The organism is Vibrio fortis (assembly GCF_024347475.1).
Taxonomy (GTDB): domain Bacteria; phylum Pseudomonadota; class Gammaproteobacteria; order Enterobacterales; family Vibrionaceae; genus Vibrio; species Vibrio fortis.
In genome coordinates this window covers 1,129,231-1,145,895 of the sequence record NZ_AP025487.1, presented here as the reverse complement: position 1 = coordinate 1,145,895, position 16,665 = coordinate 1,129,231, and the positions used below count along the sequence as shown (strand labels likewise).

Annotated in this window: 15 protein-coding genes and 1 riboswitch; of the genes, 7 read left to right on the top strand and 8 right to left on the bottom strand. The window is 43.8% G+C overall.

Features of this window, described 5'->3' with window-relative positions; all coding sequences use genetic code 11:
• Nucleotides 1–33: 33 nt before the first annotated feature.
• Nucleotides 34–816 carry a tRNA uridine 5-oxyacetic acid(34) methyltransferase CmoM gene (gene cmoM, locus OCV50_RS05210; RefSeq protein ID WP_239840982.1) on the bottom strand — a complete coding sequence of 261 codons (783 nt, stop codon included), beginning with the start codon at nucleotides 814–816 and terminating at the stop codon, nucleotides 34–36.
• A 115-nt stretch (nucleotides 817–931) separates the two neighbouring features.
• Here cmoM and elyC point away from each other — a divergent pair, with 115 nt between their 5' ends.
• Entirely contained in the window at nucleotides 932–1,807 is an 876-nt protein-coding gene (gene elyC / locus OCV50_RS05205) for an envelope biogenesis factor ElyC (RefSeq protein WP_261903881.1), read from the top strand.
• Between the two features lie 112 nt (nucleotides 1,808–1,919).
• On the opposite strand, the gene torR is transcribed toward elyC, so the two are convergent.
• Nucleotides 1,920–2,633 carry a two-component system response regulator TorR gene (torR, locus tag OCV50_RS05200; RefSeq protein WP_239840600.1) on the bottom strand — a complete coding sequence of 238 codons (714 nt, stop codon included), beginning with the start codon at nucleotides 2,631–2,633 and terminating at the stop codon, nucleotides 1,920–1,922.
• A 256-nt stretch (nucleotides 2,634–2,889) separates the two neighbouring features.
• Here torR and torD point away from each other — a divergent pair, with 256 nt between their 5' ends.
• From torD to OCV50_RS05175, 5 genes are all read left to right on the top strand, one after another.
• A complete protein-coding gene (gene torD, locus OCV50_RS05195; protein WP_261903880.1) occupies nucleotides 2,890–3,537 on the top strand; it encodes a molecular chaperone TorD in 648 nt (215 codons plus the stop codon).
• 320 nt (nucleotides 3,538–3,857) lie between these two features.
• Nucleotides 3,858–4,862: an HTH-type transcriptional repressor PurR gene (purR, locus tag OCV50_RS05190; RefSeq protein ID WP_239840598.1), complete on the top strand. Its 1,005-nt coding sequence runs from the start codon at nucleotides 3,858–3,860 to the stop codon at nucleotides 4,860–4,862.
• Nucleotides 4,863–5,033: 171 nt separating this feature from the next.
• Nucleotides 5,034–5,118, top strand: a riboswitch (cyclic di-GMP riboswitch).
• Nucleotides 5,119–5,246: 128 nt separating this feature from the next.
• On the top strand, nucleotides 5,247–5,837 hold the full coding sequence (locus OCV50_RS05185; protein WP_239840597.1) for a TfoX/Sxy family DNA transformation protein: 591 nt from the start codon (nucleotides 5,247–5,249) through the stop codon (nucleotides 5,835–5,837).
• Between the two features lie 124 nt (nucleotides 5,838–5,961).
• On the top strand, nucleotides 5,962–6,642 hold the full coding sequence (locus OCV50_RS05180; protein ID WP_239840596.1) for a TVP38/TMEM64 family protein: 681 nt from the start codon (nucleotides 5,962–5,964) through the stop codon (nucleotides 6,640–6,642).
• 14 nt (nucleotides 6,643–6,656) lie between these two features.
• On the top strand, nucleotides 6,657–6,977 hold the full coding sequence (locus OCV50_RS05175; RefSeq protein WP_261903879.1) for a DUF2007 domain-containing protein: 321 nt from the start codon (nucleotides 6,657–6,659) through the stop codon (nucleotides 6,975–6,977).
• 91 nt (nucleotides 6,978–7,068) lie between these two features.
• On the opposite strand, the gene OCV50_RS05170 is transcribed toward OCV50_RS05175, so the two are convergent.
• The 4 genes from OCV50_RS05170 to topA all read right to left on the bottom strand — a co-directional run bounded on the left by OCV50_RS05170 (nucleotide 7,069) and on the right by topA (nucleotide 13,932).
• Nucleotides 7,069–7,866, bottom strand: coding sequence for an alpha/beta fold hydrolase (locus tag OCV50_RS05170; protein WP_032549440.1), 798 nt, complete (start codon nucleotides 7,864–7,866; stop codon nucleotides 7,069–7,071).
• Between the two features lie 244 nt (nucleotides 7,867–8,110).
• Nucleotides 8,111–9,565 (bottom strand): glycogen synthase GlgA, encoded by a 1,455-nt coding sequence (gene glgA / locus OCV50_RS05165; protein ID WP_261903878.1) that lies wholly within the window; start codon nucleotides 9,563–9,565, stop codon nucleotides 8,111–8,113.
• A complete protein-coding gene (glgC, locus tag OCV50_RS05160) occupies nucleotides 9,555–10,772 on the bottom strand; it encodes a glucose-1-phosphate adenylyltransferase (RefSeq protein ID WP_261903877.1) in 1,218 nt (405 codons plus the stop codon). Before glgC ends, glgA begins: the two co-directional genes overlap by 11 nt.
• Before the next feature lie 529 nt (nucleotides 10,773–11,301).
• Nucleotides 11,302–13,932, bottom strand: a complete 2,631-nt coding sequence (gene topA / locus OCV50_RS05155; protein ID WP_261903876.1) for a type I DNA topoisomerase — start codon at nucleotides 13,930–13,932, stop codon at nucleotides 11,302–11,304.
• A 437-nt stretch (nucleotides 13,933–14,369) separates the two neighbouring features.
• On the opposite strand from topA, the gene OCV50_RS05150 reads away from it, so the two are divergent.
• Nucleotides 14,370–14,615: a YciN family protein gene (locus tag OCV50_RS05150; RefSeq protein WP_239840592.1), complete on the top strand. Its 246-nt coding sequence runs from the start codon at nucleotides 14,370–14,372 to the stop codon at nucleotides 14,613–14,615.
• A 139-nt stretch (nucleotides 14,616–14,754) separates the two neighbouring features.
• Here OCV50_RS05150 and aroA read toward each other — a convergent pair whose 3' ends face one another.
• Nucleotides 14,755–16,035, bottom strand: coding sequence for a 3-phosphoshikimate 1-carboxyvinyltransferase (gene aroA, locus OCV50_RS05145; RefSeq protein ID WP_261903875.1), 1,281 nt, complete (start codon nucleotides 16,033–16,035; stop codon nucleotides 14,755–14,757).
• 163 nt (nucleotides 16,036–16,198) lie between these two features.
• The gene (locus OCV50_RS05140) at nucleotides 16,199–16,654 is read right to left on the bottom strand and encodes an outer membrane lipoprotein (RefSeq protein WP_261903874.1); all 456 of its coding nucleotides are present in this window, start codon (nucleotides 16,652–16,654) and stop codon (nucleotides 16,199–16,201) included.
• Nucleotides 16,655–16,665: the final 11 nt, after the last annotated feature.

Here is a 16,665-nt window from a genome sequence, read left to right as displayed (position 1 = left end):
GATGACAACTCTTGTATCACATTCTCCGCTTTTTTATTCTGGTTTTTGCGCCCAAACGTGAATATAACGACCTAAAGAGAGGTAAGGTTCTTGACGGCATAACTGCTTCTCAAGCTCAAGCACATCTTCGAATTGGTAGTCGCCCATGTACTCCATGTTTCCAATGTAATCGCTAAACGAGCGAATACCCGACTTTCCTTTGATCTCTAGACCAGCCTCTTCTATCCATTGATAGACCTCTTCAGGCTTCAAACCTTTTTGGGGTTGCAGCTTAAACCGTTTTCGATGTGGCATCCCATTTAATACATGAGGAATATTGCCACAAATCACATTTTTAAGGACTAATCCGTGATGGTTGTAAAACATAATTGATGCCACACCACCAGGCTTCACTTGCTCGAGCAAGATATCCAAGGCCTCTTTTGGATCGGCCAACCACTCCATCACGGCATGAAACATCACCATGTCCACTGGCTCATCCATATGCTGTGCAATATTTTGAACCGGAGAATGGATGAATCGATACTGTTCAAGCAAGCCGGCTTTATCAATATCTTGCTGTGCCAATTTCAGCATTTCAGAAGAAAGATCACACAGTGACACCTTATGTCCCAAGCTAGCTATCTTTTGCGACATCTGTGCTAAACCGCCTCCTGCATCCAGAATATGCAAAGGTGTATCATCGGTTTTGAATGTGCTTAACGCTTGCTCTAAATCTTCCCATACGATGATCTGACGGATCTCTCCTTTGTCAGAGCCGTAAATATTTTTTGCAAATTTGTGGGCGATATCGTCGAAATTACGGTCTTCAGTCACAGCTACTTGGGTTATCATGTCCTATCGTGCCTGCTATTCTGTCACAGGAATTTCAGGAATAAAGAGGCGATGTCTCTTTTTAGTACTAAGTGATGTTTTTTCGGACTATTCGGATATGTTTGAGCTGAAAAAAGTAGTGTCTTCACTGTTGATGCCACTGCCAGCAATGTTAATTCTCGCTTTTCTGGGCTTGGCCCTTGTTATGTTCACTACAAAACGTAAAACAGGGTGCCTTATCACGCTGTCTGCACTATGTGGTATTTTCCTCATCGCGTTCCAACCTGTTTCTAGTCAACTTCTCATGCCAATGGAACGACAGCACACTGCTTTCTTGCCGACCAATGAACCCGTCGACTATGTGATGGTATTGGGCAGCGGCCATGTGGTTGATGATCAAATCCCGCCAACGTCTGAGCTCAGCCGTACCGGTCTCATGAGACTTAGCGAAGGCATTCGCATCCAACGAATCTACCCTGGCGCTAAATTGATTCTCTCTGGTTATGGTGGTGGCACTGAGGTCAGCAACGCCCGTATGATGGCGAAAGTTGCCCTTGCATTGGGTGTATCTAAACCCGACATCATCTTACTTGAGACAGCCAAAGATACATGGGAAGAAGCGCGCCAAGCAGCGGCATTCGTAAAAAACAAACGAATGGTACTCGTCACGTCAGCAAGCCATATGCAGCGCGCTCTTAATGAGTTCCATGATGCTGGTATGAAGCCGATTCCAGCACCCACTAATTACCTTGCGCAAGACGGTATCGAGCAACCTTGGAATAAGTACATGCCGAAAGCAATTTACTTGGAGCAAACCGAGCGTTACTGGCATGAAACCATGGGATTGGTTTGGCAATCACTGCGCGATTGGCTAGATAATCAGAGCTCTGAAACCCAAGAGCCGATCGTTATCCCTGAACCATCAACCCTTGACGATGACGCCTCCACAGTGGCCGATGCATCACTGACAAATGACGAACAGCCAGCGCCCTAAACCTGTTTAGAGGTGGTTGCGCAATACTAAGCTAATAACACAAACAAAAAGCCGAGATACTGAGTATCTCGGCTTTTTCATTTTCGATTGTTGAGCATTTTAATTCTGAGCGTTAATCGCCAGCAAACATGTAACCTTCACCATGAACCGTCACAAAGATTTGTGGGTTCTTTGGATCAAACTCCATCTTCGCACGCATGCGACGAATCAGTACGTCGATGGTACGATCATTTGGCGCGTCTACACGGTGGCTAATCATGTTTAGGATTCGCTCACGGCTTAATACTTGGTTCGGGTATGATGACAGCGCAACCAATAGCTCATATTCAGCTTTGGTTAGCTTCACAGGTTCACCATTCTTACTCAGCGCGCGACGTGGAATATCAAATGTCCACTCGCCAAAGCGAACAATAGATTCATCTTCCGCTTGCTCCGCCACACCTGATGGTGACTTGCGAGCAGCCGAGATTCGCCAAAGTAGATTTTTCACTCGAACCAACAACTCGCGAAGTTCGAATGGTTTAGTAACATAATCATCTGCGCCCATCTCTAGGCCTACAATTTTGTCGATGCTATCCGTGCGTCCAGTAACTAAAATAATCCCAATGTCTGATTGACTGCGTAATTCGCGAGTTAGCATCAATCCATCTTCGCCTGGTAAGTTGATGTCCAGCATAATGAGGTCAACGTTATTCTCTTCTAAAACGTTTCTCATTTGCGCGCCGCTTTCTGCTTCGCTTACTGTGTAACCTTCGTTCTGGAAATATCCAACCAGCTTACTACGGGTTACCACATCATCTTCTACGACTAATACGTGATAGCTCATCTACACCACTTTTCTTATTTAATAGTTTCAGTGACTATTCTATTCATAACTAGTAACAATTCTAGTAGTACGCAAGATAAAAGCCAGAAACCTGAATTTTTTTTGATACAAGACAATCTTAAACCTTGCTATTTAACCTCCATCGCAATTCAATATAGGCATTACTACTAACGAGTAACTTTGCAGTTTGCAAATACAACGGTTAGTCAGCCTTCGTACCGCAGATATTACGAAAGACGATATTAGGATTATTGAGATGAAAGAAACGAAAGCGTTCAATGAACAACGAGCTGAAATTTACTGGTGGCTATCGAGCCTGTTCGCAAAAGAACTGACTCAAGAAGAATTGGATAACTACCACTCGGTTGAGATTCGTTCGTTTTTAACTGGTCTCGGTGATAATGAAACACTAAAACCAGCCATCAATAGTCTAGTCGATGCGCTTAACCGATTGCAGAACCGTGAAGATGCTCAGTTAGAGCTTTCATCAGATTTTTGCGAATTGTTCCTAAAGTCTGACAAGTATGGCGCTCTACCGTACGCTTCTATTTACCTAGACAAGAGCGGCCTTTTGAATGCGAAGCCTGCTCAAGATATGGAAGCGATCATGGCTTCTTATGGTATTGCAGTAAACCAAGACCTAAAAGAGCCGGCCGATCACCTAGCCATCGAATTAGATTTCCTAGGCAACATCATTATTCGTTCAAACGATCTTGAAACCGAGCAGGAACTAGAAGCGGCTTTCACTGCACAACATGAGTTTGTTGAGCAACAACTTCTTAGCTGGGTTCCACAATTTGCAACAAAATGTCGTGAATTTGATGAATTTGGTTTTTACGCGTGTGTTGCAGAATTGCTAACTGCCTTCTGTAAACTTGATGCGCAATATTTAGCTGGTGAATAAATTCACTAATGACTAAAGGCACAATTTAGGTAGAATGTGACAATTCACCCAGATTTCTGGGTGAATGTTATTGCGAGTATTTTCTAGTCAGTCTAAAATTGTGACCGCAAACGATAAAATATGAAACATTCTCGAAATGCTATGCTTTAAATTAGCTAAGAGCATTTCGGTGTTAAGACAAGCCGCTCTCATTAGCGGTTTTTTGTTTTTTAGCACTTTAGTACCGAGAGAGCCCTACAAATTCTAAGCTCTTGTTCTGGTAGCTTAAACGGCTACTTACTCCGTACTTCTGAGAAAGTAGCTATCAATAGGATAAAGCCATGGCAACTATAAAAGATGTCGCTCGCTTAGCCGGCGTATCAACAACCACCGTTTCTCACGTGATCAACAAGACACGTTTCGTAGCAGAAGCGACTCAAGAAAAAGTAAACAAAGCCGTAGACGAATTAAATTACGCACCAAGTGCGGTTGCTCGTAGCCTGAAATGTAACTCTACACGCACTATCGGTATGTTGGTCACTCAATCAACCAACCTATTCTTCTCTGAAGTTATTGATGGTGTAGAAAGCTACTGTTACCGTCAAGGTTACACGCTGATTCTATGTAACACTGGTGGTATTTACGAGAAGCAACGTGACTACATCCGAATGCTTGCTGAAAAGCGGGTAGATGGCATCTTGGTGATGTGTTCAGACTTAACAGAAGAACTTCGTGAAATGCTTGACCGCCATGCTGACATTCCAAAAGTTGTTATGGACTGGGGCCCTGAGAGTTCACAAGCGGATAAGATCATCGACAACTCTGAAGAGGGTGGCTATCTGGCAACTAAATACCTAGTTGAACGTGGGCATGAGCGTATTGCTTGTCTAAGTGGTCATTTAGATAAAGCGGCATGTGTTGAACGTATCGCAGGCTACCGTCGTGCATTGGCAGAAGCTGACATCCAAGCAGATGACAACCTAATTCTTGAAGGTAACTTCGAGTGTGATACTGCAGTTATCGCAGCAGATAAAATCGTCGCAATGGAAAACCGCCCTACTGCAGTATTCTGCTTTAACGACACGATGGCACTTGGTCTTATGAGCCGCCTACAGCAGCAAGGCATTAAGATCCCTGAAGATATTTCTGTGATTGGTTACGACAACATTGAGCTGGCAGAGTACTTCTCACCACCACTGACAACGGTTCACCAACCAAAACGTCGTGTCGGTAAGAATGCGTTTGAAATTCTGTTGGAGCGCATCAAAGACAAAGACCATGAAAAACGCGTATTCGAGATGCATCCAGAGATTATCGAGCGCGCTACAGTAAAAACGTTAAAGTAACGTAAACTTTAGATAATTCTAATAAAACGCACCGTTTGGTGCGTTTTTTTTATTTGTTAAAAGTAAAAGCTCAGTTGCATATTAAGGCAACAATTAACTGAACCGAGATCACACTTTTGAGCAACAAGTGTGAACCTCATTCAACAAAAAACTTTATTCTTAATTATACAGTCACGCACAGGGCAAATCACTTGAAAGGGTGAGACGCAAAGCCTCCGGCCTAACCCATTATTGGTATGGTAGCGGGGTTACCGATGGCAAAATGCAGTATTTCCTACCTTTAGTAGTAATTTACGGCTTATTGACAATTTTATTGCGACATTTTGCTAATCTCTCGGACCTGCTTATTTGGTGGCGTAATTCAAATACACCGAGATAAACAATATGGATAAACCGATACTCAAGGACTCAATGAAGTTATTTGAGCCACTTGGAAAGATAAAGTCACGCTCAATGTTTGGCGGTTTCGGCCTATTTGCCGACGACACTATGTTTGCATTGGTCGTAAACAACCAGTTACACATTCGAGCTGACAAGAATACTACTTCACAATTTGAACAACAGGGCTTTGAACCTTACGTTTACAAGAAACGTGGTTTCCCAGTCGTAACTAAGTATTTTGCCCTCCCAGAAGACCTCTGGCAGGCTCAAGAACGCATTATCGAACTGGCAAAAGCCTCCCTTAACTGTGCTAAAGAAGAGAAGCAAATTCAGTCATCGGCTAAACCGACCCGATTGAAAGATCTGCCGAACCTTCGTCTTGCTACAGAGCGTATGCTGAAAAAAGCAGGTATCGACACAGTTGAGAGCTTGTATGAATCAGGTTCTGTTAATGCTTACAAAGCAATTAAAGAGTCTCATTCATCGAGTGTTAGCTTAGAGCTACTTTGGGCACTTGAAGGTGCTATCAATGGCACACACTGGTCTGTGATACCACAACAAAGACGCGACGAGCTCATCAGTTATATAAATTAGGTCCAAATCACCTAATTGCAAAAAGCCACATTTTTGTGGCTTTTTTTATTTTCTTTTGAAAGTTAATCTTTCCTTCGCCTGTCTAACTATACTAACAATAAGCAAAAGATTAAGGGACGCTCCTATGAGTAAGAAAATGATTTTAGGCATAATTTTAGTTGCCACAATCGTGTTGCTAGCCGTCAACTTTGGTCAATACTTGACTCTCGAAAATGCCAAAGCTCAGCAGGCACTTCTTAATGACTATATAGAGACTAACTTTGTTGTCGCAGCAGCGACCTACTTTATCCTCTATATAATGATCACCGCATTTTCTATTCCAGGTGCTGCTGTGGTTACACTTCTCGGCGCAGCGCTATTTGGTTTCTGGACGAGTTTATTACTGGTCTCTTTTGCAAGTACCATAGGTGCGACATTAGCATTCCTGAGTAGTCGCTTTCTATTGCGTGACTGGGTTCAGGGTAAGTTTGGCGATAAGCTCTCTACTATTAACCAAGGTGTAGAGAAAGACGGTGCGTTTTACCTATTCTCACTGCGCTTGATTCCGGTATTCCCATTCTTCCTAATTAATTTGTTGATGGGCTTAACACCTATCTCCGTAGGACGCTATTATTTGACTAGCCAATTGGGGATGTTGCCAGGTACTGCGGTTTACCTAAACGCAGGTACTCAGTTAGCAGAGATCGATTCTCTGTCAGGTATTGTCTCTCCTTCAGTATTGCTTTCTTTCGCACTACTAGGTGTGTTCCCAATTGCAGCTAAATGGATCATGAGTAAGTTTCGTTCGGCGCCAGTCGCTGAATAGATAAAGGAAAATTGATGAAAATATTCAGCGCTGCAAACCCAACTGAGGCTCACATCATATGTGGGCTTCTAGAGAGTGAAAAAATCGCCTGTGAAGTGCGTGGGGAAGGATTATTTGGTTTAAAGGGGGAAATCCCTTTCTCGGAAGAAACAGACCCATACGTATGGCTTTACGAGCCTTCTGATGCGACAGCAGCTCTGAATCTCATCAACGCCTATAAGAAGCAGCAAGATTCGATTATCTATGAAGAGTGGCGCTGTACACAATGTCATGAAGTCAACGAAGCTCAGTTTGGGTCTTGTTGGCAGTGTGGTTCACCTTGCCCCGAAACATAGACCGTCGTAACAAGAGTCCCCAAAAAAAAACAGGAAGCCTAGTCGCTTCCTGTTTTTGTATATCCGTGGGTCATACCCCAACACATTACCGCTATTTGATTTGCTTTTGAATAAACTCGATAGAGCGTTGGTTAAACTCTTCTGGCTGCTCAACATTACAAACGTGACCACAATTGGCAATCTCCACCAGTTCACTCGACTTGTGTGCCGCGACCATCTCTTTAACTGGCTTGATGAACATATAGTCACGCTCTCCCATCAGATACAAAGTAGGAATAGGTAATTCTCGTTCTTTGAAATATCGCATCAAGGGGTTAACGTCTGCAGTGAGAATAAACCAACGCTTAAACTCTTTCTGACATAGTTTTTTCGCTTCGCGAATGAAAAGGTGTCTAGACTCGCGCTGGCTCTTTTGCGGCATCACAATGTATGCAAACAGACTATAGAGCCACATATAAGGAATGATGTGTTTACTCAAGTTGCCTAACTTAACCAAGACTTGAGAGCGCGTGTTCAAGCGTGTTACAGCCCCGCCCAATACCATTGAACGAACTCGCTCGGCAGCCAACTCAGCTACATTTCGAACAATAATAGTACCCAGCGACATACCAACAAAGTGCGCTGAACGAATTTTAAGATGGTCGAGTACTTTAAGAATATCGAGCGTTACCGCTTTGAACGTGTAACGGTTGCTGATCAACTCTTTCAAAAGGTTGTCAGACTTACCGTGTCCTCGTAGGTCAATCAACAACAAATTAAAGTGCTGTTTGTAAGCTTTGATCTGCTTAAACCAAATGGACGAACTCCCACCAGCACCGTGGACGAAAACGACCCACTCATCACTAGTCGGGTGATTGAATGTTTTATGGAATAATAAACTCTCAGACATACCTATCGCTTTAATTCTACTTATTTGCTTGAACACCGGGGAAATGTGCTTGGTAATGATAGCACGCTATTAAACCGATTAAGTGATAGTAGTGTCAATCATCTTATCAGTGTTATGAATAGCTCAACCACAATTACTCCCAAAGCGTTATATGGAATTATTGGTAATTTAAACGTTTATTGTGACACATTAAAAACGAAAAAAGGTGTTCACTATGGAACACCTTACATTTCACATTCCCAAGTTACAACGCTGTGTGATACATCTCTAAATAAGATTTAGCGGCATCTTCCCAGCAAAAGTTCTGTTGCATAGCATAGAGCTGAACGCGACGAACTTCGGCAGGTCTTTGAGCATAAAGCAGTAAAGAGCGGTGCAATACTGAAAGCAAAGCTTGAGGCGTTGGCTCTTTAAAAGCAAAACCCGTAGCTATTTCAGGATTATCATCGTAATGATTAACACTGTCTTTCAAACCACCGACTGAACGCACAATTGGCAGCGTGCCATAAGCCATGCTGTAAATCTGATTCAAACCACAAGGCTCAAATTCCGATGGCATTAAGAAGAAGTCCGAGCCAGCTTCAACCAAATGTGCCAGTTCGTTATTGTAAGCTTCCACAAACGAAAACTTCTCTGAATGCAACGCTGAAAGCTCTTTAAGCTGACTTGCCAACACCGGATCGCCTGTACCTACTATCACAATTTGCAGATCGTTCTTTAAGAACTCTTCAATGATTGGAATTAAGTAGTGAACGCCCTTTTGGTTCGTCAAACGACAAACCATTCCATACACGGCGCAATCTACCTCAGGAAGGCCAACGTCTTGCTGCAGCTTTTGCTTACAAGCAGACTTGCCTCGCGCCATACTAAGTTTAGTGGCCTTGTATTTGCGCGGCAGATAAGCATCCGTTTCAGGGTTCCATGATCCATAGTCACAGCCGTTTAAAATTCCAAATAGGTCATTAGAACGGTGTTGGAACTCTTTCGCCATACCATGGCTGCCAAGTTCTGTTTTGAGCTCTTCCGCGTAAGTCGGGCTAACGGCGTTAATCTTGTCTGCACACATCACGCCAGCTTTCAGCATGGTGACATGAGTGTCACTGACTGCTGCTTCCGGTACATATCGACCGTGCATTTCTGGCAGATTTTGCAACTCATCATATGAGAATACGCCCTTAAAGACGGCATTGTGTATCGAAATAACACTACGCATATCTTTGAAGAAATCGTGCTCTTGATAACGAGATTTCAGCAGGTATGGAACAAAGCCAGTATGCCAATCGTTGGCATGAACAATATCAGGTTGAAAGCCTAACTTTGGCAGCATGTCGAGACATGCCGCACTGAAGAACGCAAATCGCTCACCGTTATCGGCGTAAGCTTGATTGTTCTCAGCATACATTTCCGGGCGGTCAAAGTACTGTTGGCATTCAATACCAAAAACTTGCACACCTTCAACGCTTAGTTTCTTAACTTGATAAGCCGTATGAGGCCAGTGATCGAGTTCAGTCGACAAAATAACTTCAGCCGACTCAACATTTGGGATTTTGCTGTATGCGGGGATGGTCACTCGAACGTCCTGTTCGAGTGTTTGCAACGCTTTAGGCAGTGCCTTGGCTACATCAGCCAAGCCACCACTTTTAATTAAACCTTCAACTTCAGACGCTACAAAAAGTACCGAGAGAGTCTTAGTAACCAACTCGTGCTCCTTTAGGGATTACGACAACACCATCTTCTGAAACATGGTAGTGCTTTTTATCTTCTTTCAGATTCACACCGATTTGAGTGCCCGGAGCGATATCTGCATCTTTATCGACGATAACACGGCGAAGAACACAGCCCTCACCCACTTTAACGTCGCCAAGTAAGATACTTTCGCTGATATCACAAGCAGATGCAATATTACTGCGGAAACCAAGTACACACTTCTCGATTCGCGAGCCGCGTACGTAGCTACCGTTACATACCAAGCTATCGATGATCTGCACACGTCCGTTTGCAGAATCTGTAAAGGTTGCTGGCGGTAGTGGCGGGTAGTAAGTGTGAAGTGGCCATTTACGGTTATATAGGGAGAATGGCGCATCTTTTTCTAGCAGGTCCATGTGTGCCTGCCAGTAAGCGTCTATCGTACCCACATCGCGCCAGTACACTTCTTCTTTCTCGCCAGTGATACGGTTGGTGCTGAAGTCGTAAACAAACACGTCACCACGTGGGAACATGTTTGGAATGATGTCTTTACCAAAGTCATGTGAAGAGCCTTCACGATCTGCATCTTCTACCAGTTCAGCAAACAATTCGTTCGCTTCAAACACGTAGTTGCCCATTGAAACGAGTGCAGAATCAGGGTCACCTGGAATTGGTTTAGGATTCGCCGGCTTCTCTTCAAAGCCAATCATACGCCCTTCTGCATCAACTTCGATAACACCGAATTCTGATGCTTCAGCCAAAGGCATACGTAGAGCAGAAACCGTCAACGCCGCTTTCTTCTCTTTGTGGAAATCAAGCATTTGCTTAATGTCCATTTTATAGATGTGGTCAGAACCAAAGATACATACTTGATCCGGTTCTTCTAGTTGCATGAAACGAAGGTTCTGATAAATCGCATCAGCCGTGCCTTCATACCAACGCTTACCCGTACGCATTTGCGCAGGAATTGGGTCGATGAATCTATCTGTTATCCCACTGATATTCCAACCTTTTTTCATGTGATGGAATAGTGATTGCGACTTAAACTGTGTCAAAACGTAGATCTTCATCAGATCAGCGTTTACGAAGTTGTTTAAAGCAAAATCAATCAAGCGGTAGCTTCCGCCGAATGGAACCGAGGGTTTGCTGCGAGATTCAGTTAAAGGTCTTAAGCGAGAGCCTTCACCGCCAGCAAGAATCATTCCCAATACACCAGCCATTTTATTCTCCATATATTTATAGCTTGTCGATGTTGGTACTTAATTAAGGGGTAAACCTTTGGGGGCAAGCACCAACTCTTATTTTAGGCACTTAGTACATATCCATTCATATTCAGTGACAAAATACTAAGCCAAACGTTGTTATCTGTGCACTATTCTTTGCACTTGGTTTTATATACGTTATCGACTTTTCAGTCGATTTCAATTTTTAAGATGCCATTCTGTGGTATGTGAAACGATTGCTTTTCCAACTCTTAAAGCAGCTCACATTACAAAGACTTTCAGAAACATTACATTAACAATGAAAACACATGCCTTCTACATCAAAATGGTGATCTACTAATTACAATATTTTAATTCAGTTACATTAATGTTAATGCTCGCAAAGAAAACACACTTTCTTTTCCAAATTATTTCACACATCAAAAGAATTTATTTTTCACCTTTGAGACAAATATTGCACCGCGTTGCATAAAAACTCATATTCAAAACAAAAAAAAGCAGCCAAACTAGGCTGCTTTTTTGTTAATTATTTTTCTTTAGGCTTTTTGCGCTTATCGGTGACTTCCCATTTTCCATCAATAAACAACGCTGTCCAACCAGATGGCTTACCATCGACTTCAGTACGTACGTAATTCTCTTTGGTCTTACGGCTAAAGCGGACTACTGTTGGCTTGCCATCAGGGTCAGCCACAGGCGCAGTCGTTAGGTATTGGAACTTCGGTGAAATTCGGTCTTTAAATCGAACCAACTCTTCCACTAATGGAGCGCGAGTTTCACGAGATTTAGGGAAGTTGCTTGCTGCCATAAATAGACCAGAAGCACCGTCACGAAGTACGAAGTACGCATCTGAGTTTTCACATGGAAGCTCAGGGAAATGCACAGGGTCTTCCTTCGGAGGCGCGACTTCACCGTTCTTCAGGATCTTACGCGTGTTCTTACAGTCATCGCTTGTACAATCCATGTACTTGCCAAAGCGACCGTTTTTCAGAACCATGTCTGAACCACATTTGTCACATTCAACAACCGGACCATCGTAACCTTTAACTTTGAACTCACCGTGCTCTACAACATAACCATCACAGTTCGGGTTGTTACCACAAACATGCATCTTACGCTTGTCATCGATCAGGTAGGCGTCCATCGCTGTTTCACAGATAGGACAACGCTTCTTAGCTCGCAGTGCAGCAGTTTCAACGTCTTCTTCAAGAACATTGATAATGCCTTCTTCGTCACCAAGGTTAATCGTCGTCTTACAACGCTCTTTTGGTGGCAATGCATAGCCTGAACAACCAAGGAACACACCAGTAGACGCGGTACGGATACCCATATTGCGGCCACAAGTCGGACATTCAATATCCGTTTCTACGATGTGGTTAGGCTTCATGCCACCAGCAGATTCGTCAAGGTCAGCTTTCTCAAGATCACCAGTGAAGTCTGTAAAGAAGTTATCTAAAACACCTTTCCAGTTCGCTTCGCCTTCTGCGATTTGGTCCAACTTCTGCTCCATTCGAGCAGTGAAGTCGTAGTTCATCAAGTCGTTAAAGCTTTGGTCGAGACGGTCAGTAACAATCTCACCCATTTTTTCAGCATAGAAACGGCGCTGCTCAACCTTCACATAACCACGATCTTGGATAGTCGAGATGATTGATGCGTACGTCGATGGACGACCGATACCACGTTTTTCAAGCTCTTTAACCAATGCTGCTTCAGTGTAACGTGCAGGTGGCTTAGTAAAGTGCTGCTTAGGATCAAGCGTCACAAGTTTAAGCTTATCGCCTAACTCAACCGACGGCAGGATAGTATCGTCGTTCTTGCCCATAGGGCGTTGTACGCGAGTCCAACCATCAAACTTAAGGATACGGCCTTTCGCTTTTAGTGTGTACTCGTCAGCTTTTACACTGATCGTCGTTGAATCGTATTGTGCAGGTGTCATTTGACACGCCACAAACTGGTTCCAGATCAACGAATACAGTTTGTGAGCATCTGCATCAACACCTTTCAGGTCTTCAGACTTCACTTCAACACTTGATGGACGGATTGCTTCGTGCGCCTCTTGTGCGCCCTCTTTGCTACCGTAAACAAGTGGTTTAGCTGGCAGGTACTTATCGCCAAACTCTGAATTGATATATTCACGTGCCATCTCAACAGCTTCTGAGCTCAAGTTAGTTGAGTCAGTACGCATATACGTGATGTAACCCGCTTCATAGAGTCGCTGAGCCAACATCATCGTCTTCTTAACGCCATAGCCCAAGCGCGTGCTCGCAGCTTGTTGAAGAGTAGAAGTGATGTAAGGTGCTGACGGTTTGCTCTTTGTTGGGCGGTCTTCACGCTTGCAGACTTCGTATTCAGCTTTCTCAAGAATACTCAGCGCGGCTTTAGTCTGTTCTTCATTTTCTGGCTTGAAAGCAACACCGGCTTTCTGAGCAACCTGCAGACGGAAATCAGTTTTGTCGCCAGTTTGTGTATCCGCGTGGATATCCCAGAACTCTTCTGGAATGAACGCGTTGATCTCACGCTCACGCTCTACCAGCAGCTTAACGGCTACCGACTGAACACGGCCAGCAGAAAGACCACGAGCTACTTTTTTCCAAAGTAGTGGCGAAACCATGAAACCTACAACACGGTCCATAAATCGACGTGCTTGTTGAGCGTTTACACCATCAATATTAAGCTCACCAGGAGTTTCAAACGCTTGTTGAATCGCGTTCTTGGTGATCTCGTTAAATACTACTCGTTTATATCTCGCTTCATCGCCACCGATGATCTCACGAAGGTGCCATGCGATAGCTTCTCCCTCGCGGTCCAAATCGGTTGCGAGATATACATGGTCTGCATTCTCAGCTAGCTTTTGGAGTTCAGCCACGACTTTTTCTTTGCCTGGCAGAACCTGATAGTTCGCTTCCCAATCTTTATATGGGTTGATACCCATCTTCTTGATGAGTGCTTTGCGATCTTTTTCTTTCTTGATACGAGCTTTCTCTTCTGGGCTCATACCCTTTGTTGAAACAGCAGCCGCCTTCTTGCCTGTGCTTTGTCCTGCGGTTGGTAAGTCACGCACGTGACCTACACTCGACTTAACGACAAAGTCTTTGCCAAGATATTTATTGATAGTTTTAGCCTTGGCTGGCGACTCCACTATAACGAGCGATTTACCCATATTGACACTAACGTCCTTAATCACGATGCTTCAGCACCAACAAATCTACTGTGGGCTTTTACGCATGATATTCTAAATTCATTGCTTCTTTTTTTACTATTGTGCGAGATTAAAAGAAGATCAACCGCTTTTTTCAAAATTGGATCTGATCGCTCGACAATTCAGCGACTCAGTTGAGAAAAGGGGCACAATAGGATTTGAGAGTAAAGTACAATCAAACCGTACTTCAAAATGCCTGTTTTTCAAGCTTCTTATATAAACGGGGTCATACTAATCTTGTCTATGTTTCAATGGCGAGCCCTGTTCAATTATTTTTGTCATAAATCACAAAATATCGAACATAAAATAGAAAACTCCTACCCTACTTGGGGTCAGGTCATTGAATTTCTACTTTGTCGCTCTAAACTCCACCTATCCATCGTTATTAGAGAATCTCAATGAGTAAACAAGTAATCACAGAGTTCGACCTTCTGCTTATCGCTAACCAAGTCATTCAATCTCATGATGACTATATAGAGGGAATGCGTGCGGATAGCGTCACAGAGAAGGATGACGTGTTGGTATTTAAAGGCGAATACTTCCTAGACAGCAATGGCTTACCAACTGAAAATACGACCGCAGTATTCAATATGTTCAAGTACCTAGCTCACCACCTCTCCAAAGAGTTTACGCTGCAGCAATAATGCCGATACGGGAACAGTTCCGGATCCGACAGGTAGATGACGTTGTCGCGACAATAGCTTTCGTTAAACCAATGAAGACTATGCTGAACAAATAGATAAAAAGCTTGCCCTGGAGCAAGCTTTTTTCATTATTATCGTTCTACTGACTAAGCATTTTTAGCTTGTCAAAGTAGTCAGGGAAAGTCTTTGACGTACAGCCAGGATCATTGATTGTTACAGGAGTATCGCTCAACGCTACCAAAGAGAAACACATTGCCATACGATGGTCGTCGTACGTATCAATTGCCGCATGTTTAAGCTCAGAAACAGGCTGAACAATAATGTAATCTTCGCCCTCTTCCACTTCAGCACCCACTTTTCGCAGCTCAGTCGCCATTGCAGCAAGACGATCTGTCTCTTTTACGCGCCAGTTGTACACGTTGCGAATTGCAGTCGTACCTTCGGCAAACAGTGCCGTGGTTGCAATCGTCATCGCAGCATCAGGGATATGGTTGTAATCCATATCAATACCTTTCAGCTGGCCAACGCGAGAGATAACGTAGTCGTCACCCCATTCAATCTCGGCACCCATTTTCGCAAGTGCGTCTGCAAACTGAATATCACCTTGGATGCTGTTTTTACCAATACCCGTTACCTTAATCTCACCACCTTTAATTGCAGCAGCTGCTAGGAAGTAAGATGCTGATGACGCATCACCTTCGACAAGAAAATCACCCGGCGCAACGTATTGCTGGCCTGTTGGGATCACAAACTCTTGGTAGTCATTATTGATAACATCAACACCGAACTGTTTCATGATATGCAGAGTAATGTCGATGTAAGGTTTAGAAACTAACTCACCCTCGATCTTGATGGTGATTTCGCCTTCAGCAAGCGGTGCAGCCATCAAAAAAGCGGTTAGGAACTGGCTAGAGATAGAACCATCAATTGATACCGTACCACTCTTCAAGCCTGTGCCTTTGATTTTCAATGGTGGGTAGTTTTGATTCTCAAGATATTCAACATCTGCACCTGCTTCTCGAAGTGCCGTGACTAGGTGGCCGATTGGTCGCTCTTTCATGCGCGGCTCACCAGTTAATACGTACTCACCTGAACCTAGACACAGTGCTGCCGCAAGCGGACGCATCGCAGTGCCAGCATTGCCAAGAAACAGTTCTAACGCTTCTTGACTTGCGAACGCACCACCAAGACCTTCCACTTCACAAACCGTTTTGTCGTCTGACAGCTGGTAGCTAACGCCCAGCTTAGCCAAAGCATTCAGCATATGACGAATATCGTCACTGTCTAAAAGGTTAGTTAGGCGCGTTTTACCACTCGAAAGCGCTGCAAGTAGCAATGCTCGGTTAGAAACACTTTTTGAGCCAGGTAGGTTAACTTCCCCACTCACTTTTTGTATTGGTTGTAACGTAAGGCTTTCCATTAAATTTATTTAATCCTTGTATCACCTGACTGACCGTCTTCGATTTATTTTCAGGCGATGAATAATTCTTCGTAATTGCAGACTAACGAACTTTTTCGATGAACTCCAGAGCAAATCGACCAGAAAAACCTCAATCAGCCTCCAAACAAGGTGTAATTTCAAACTAGTACACTAGATCAACACGTACGCCATCAGAAAAGTACAGAATTCGCACGTCATCACCGCGAGAAAAAAGCATCGAGCTGTCGACATCTTGAATAATGTTGACCAGCTTATTGTCATCGGTTTTGACCAACAACTCGACAAGCTTGTACTCTACTCGATATTGGGTATTGGCTCTGTTTATGGCTATACCTGCGCCCGCCACTGCACCAACGGCTGTCGCCACTTCTTTACCGGTACCACCACCAAACTGGTTACCAATCAAGCCACCAATCGCCGCGCCAAGCAGCGTTTCCCAACCGTTGGCTTTCGACTCTACAATCTCTTGTTGAGTGATATAACGAACGGTATCAATTTCACCGTAAACAACCTCATTGACCGGTCGAGCTTGATTCCTGTTGTAGGCTGCATTTGCTATAAGAGGCAAAAACAGTAAAATCCAAAGCAATTTCTTCATGACAACACTCC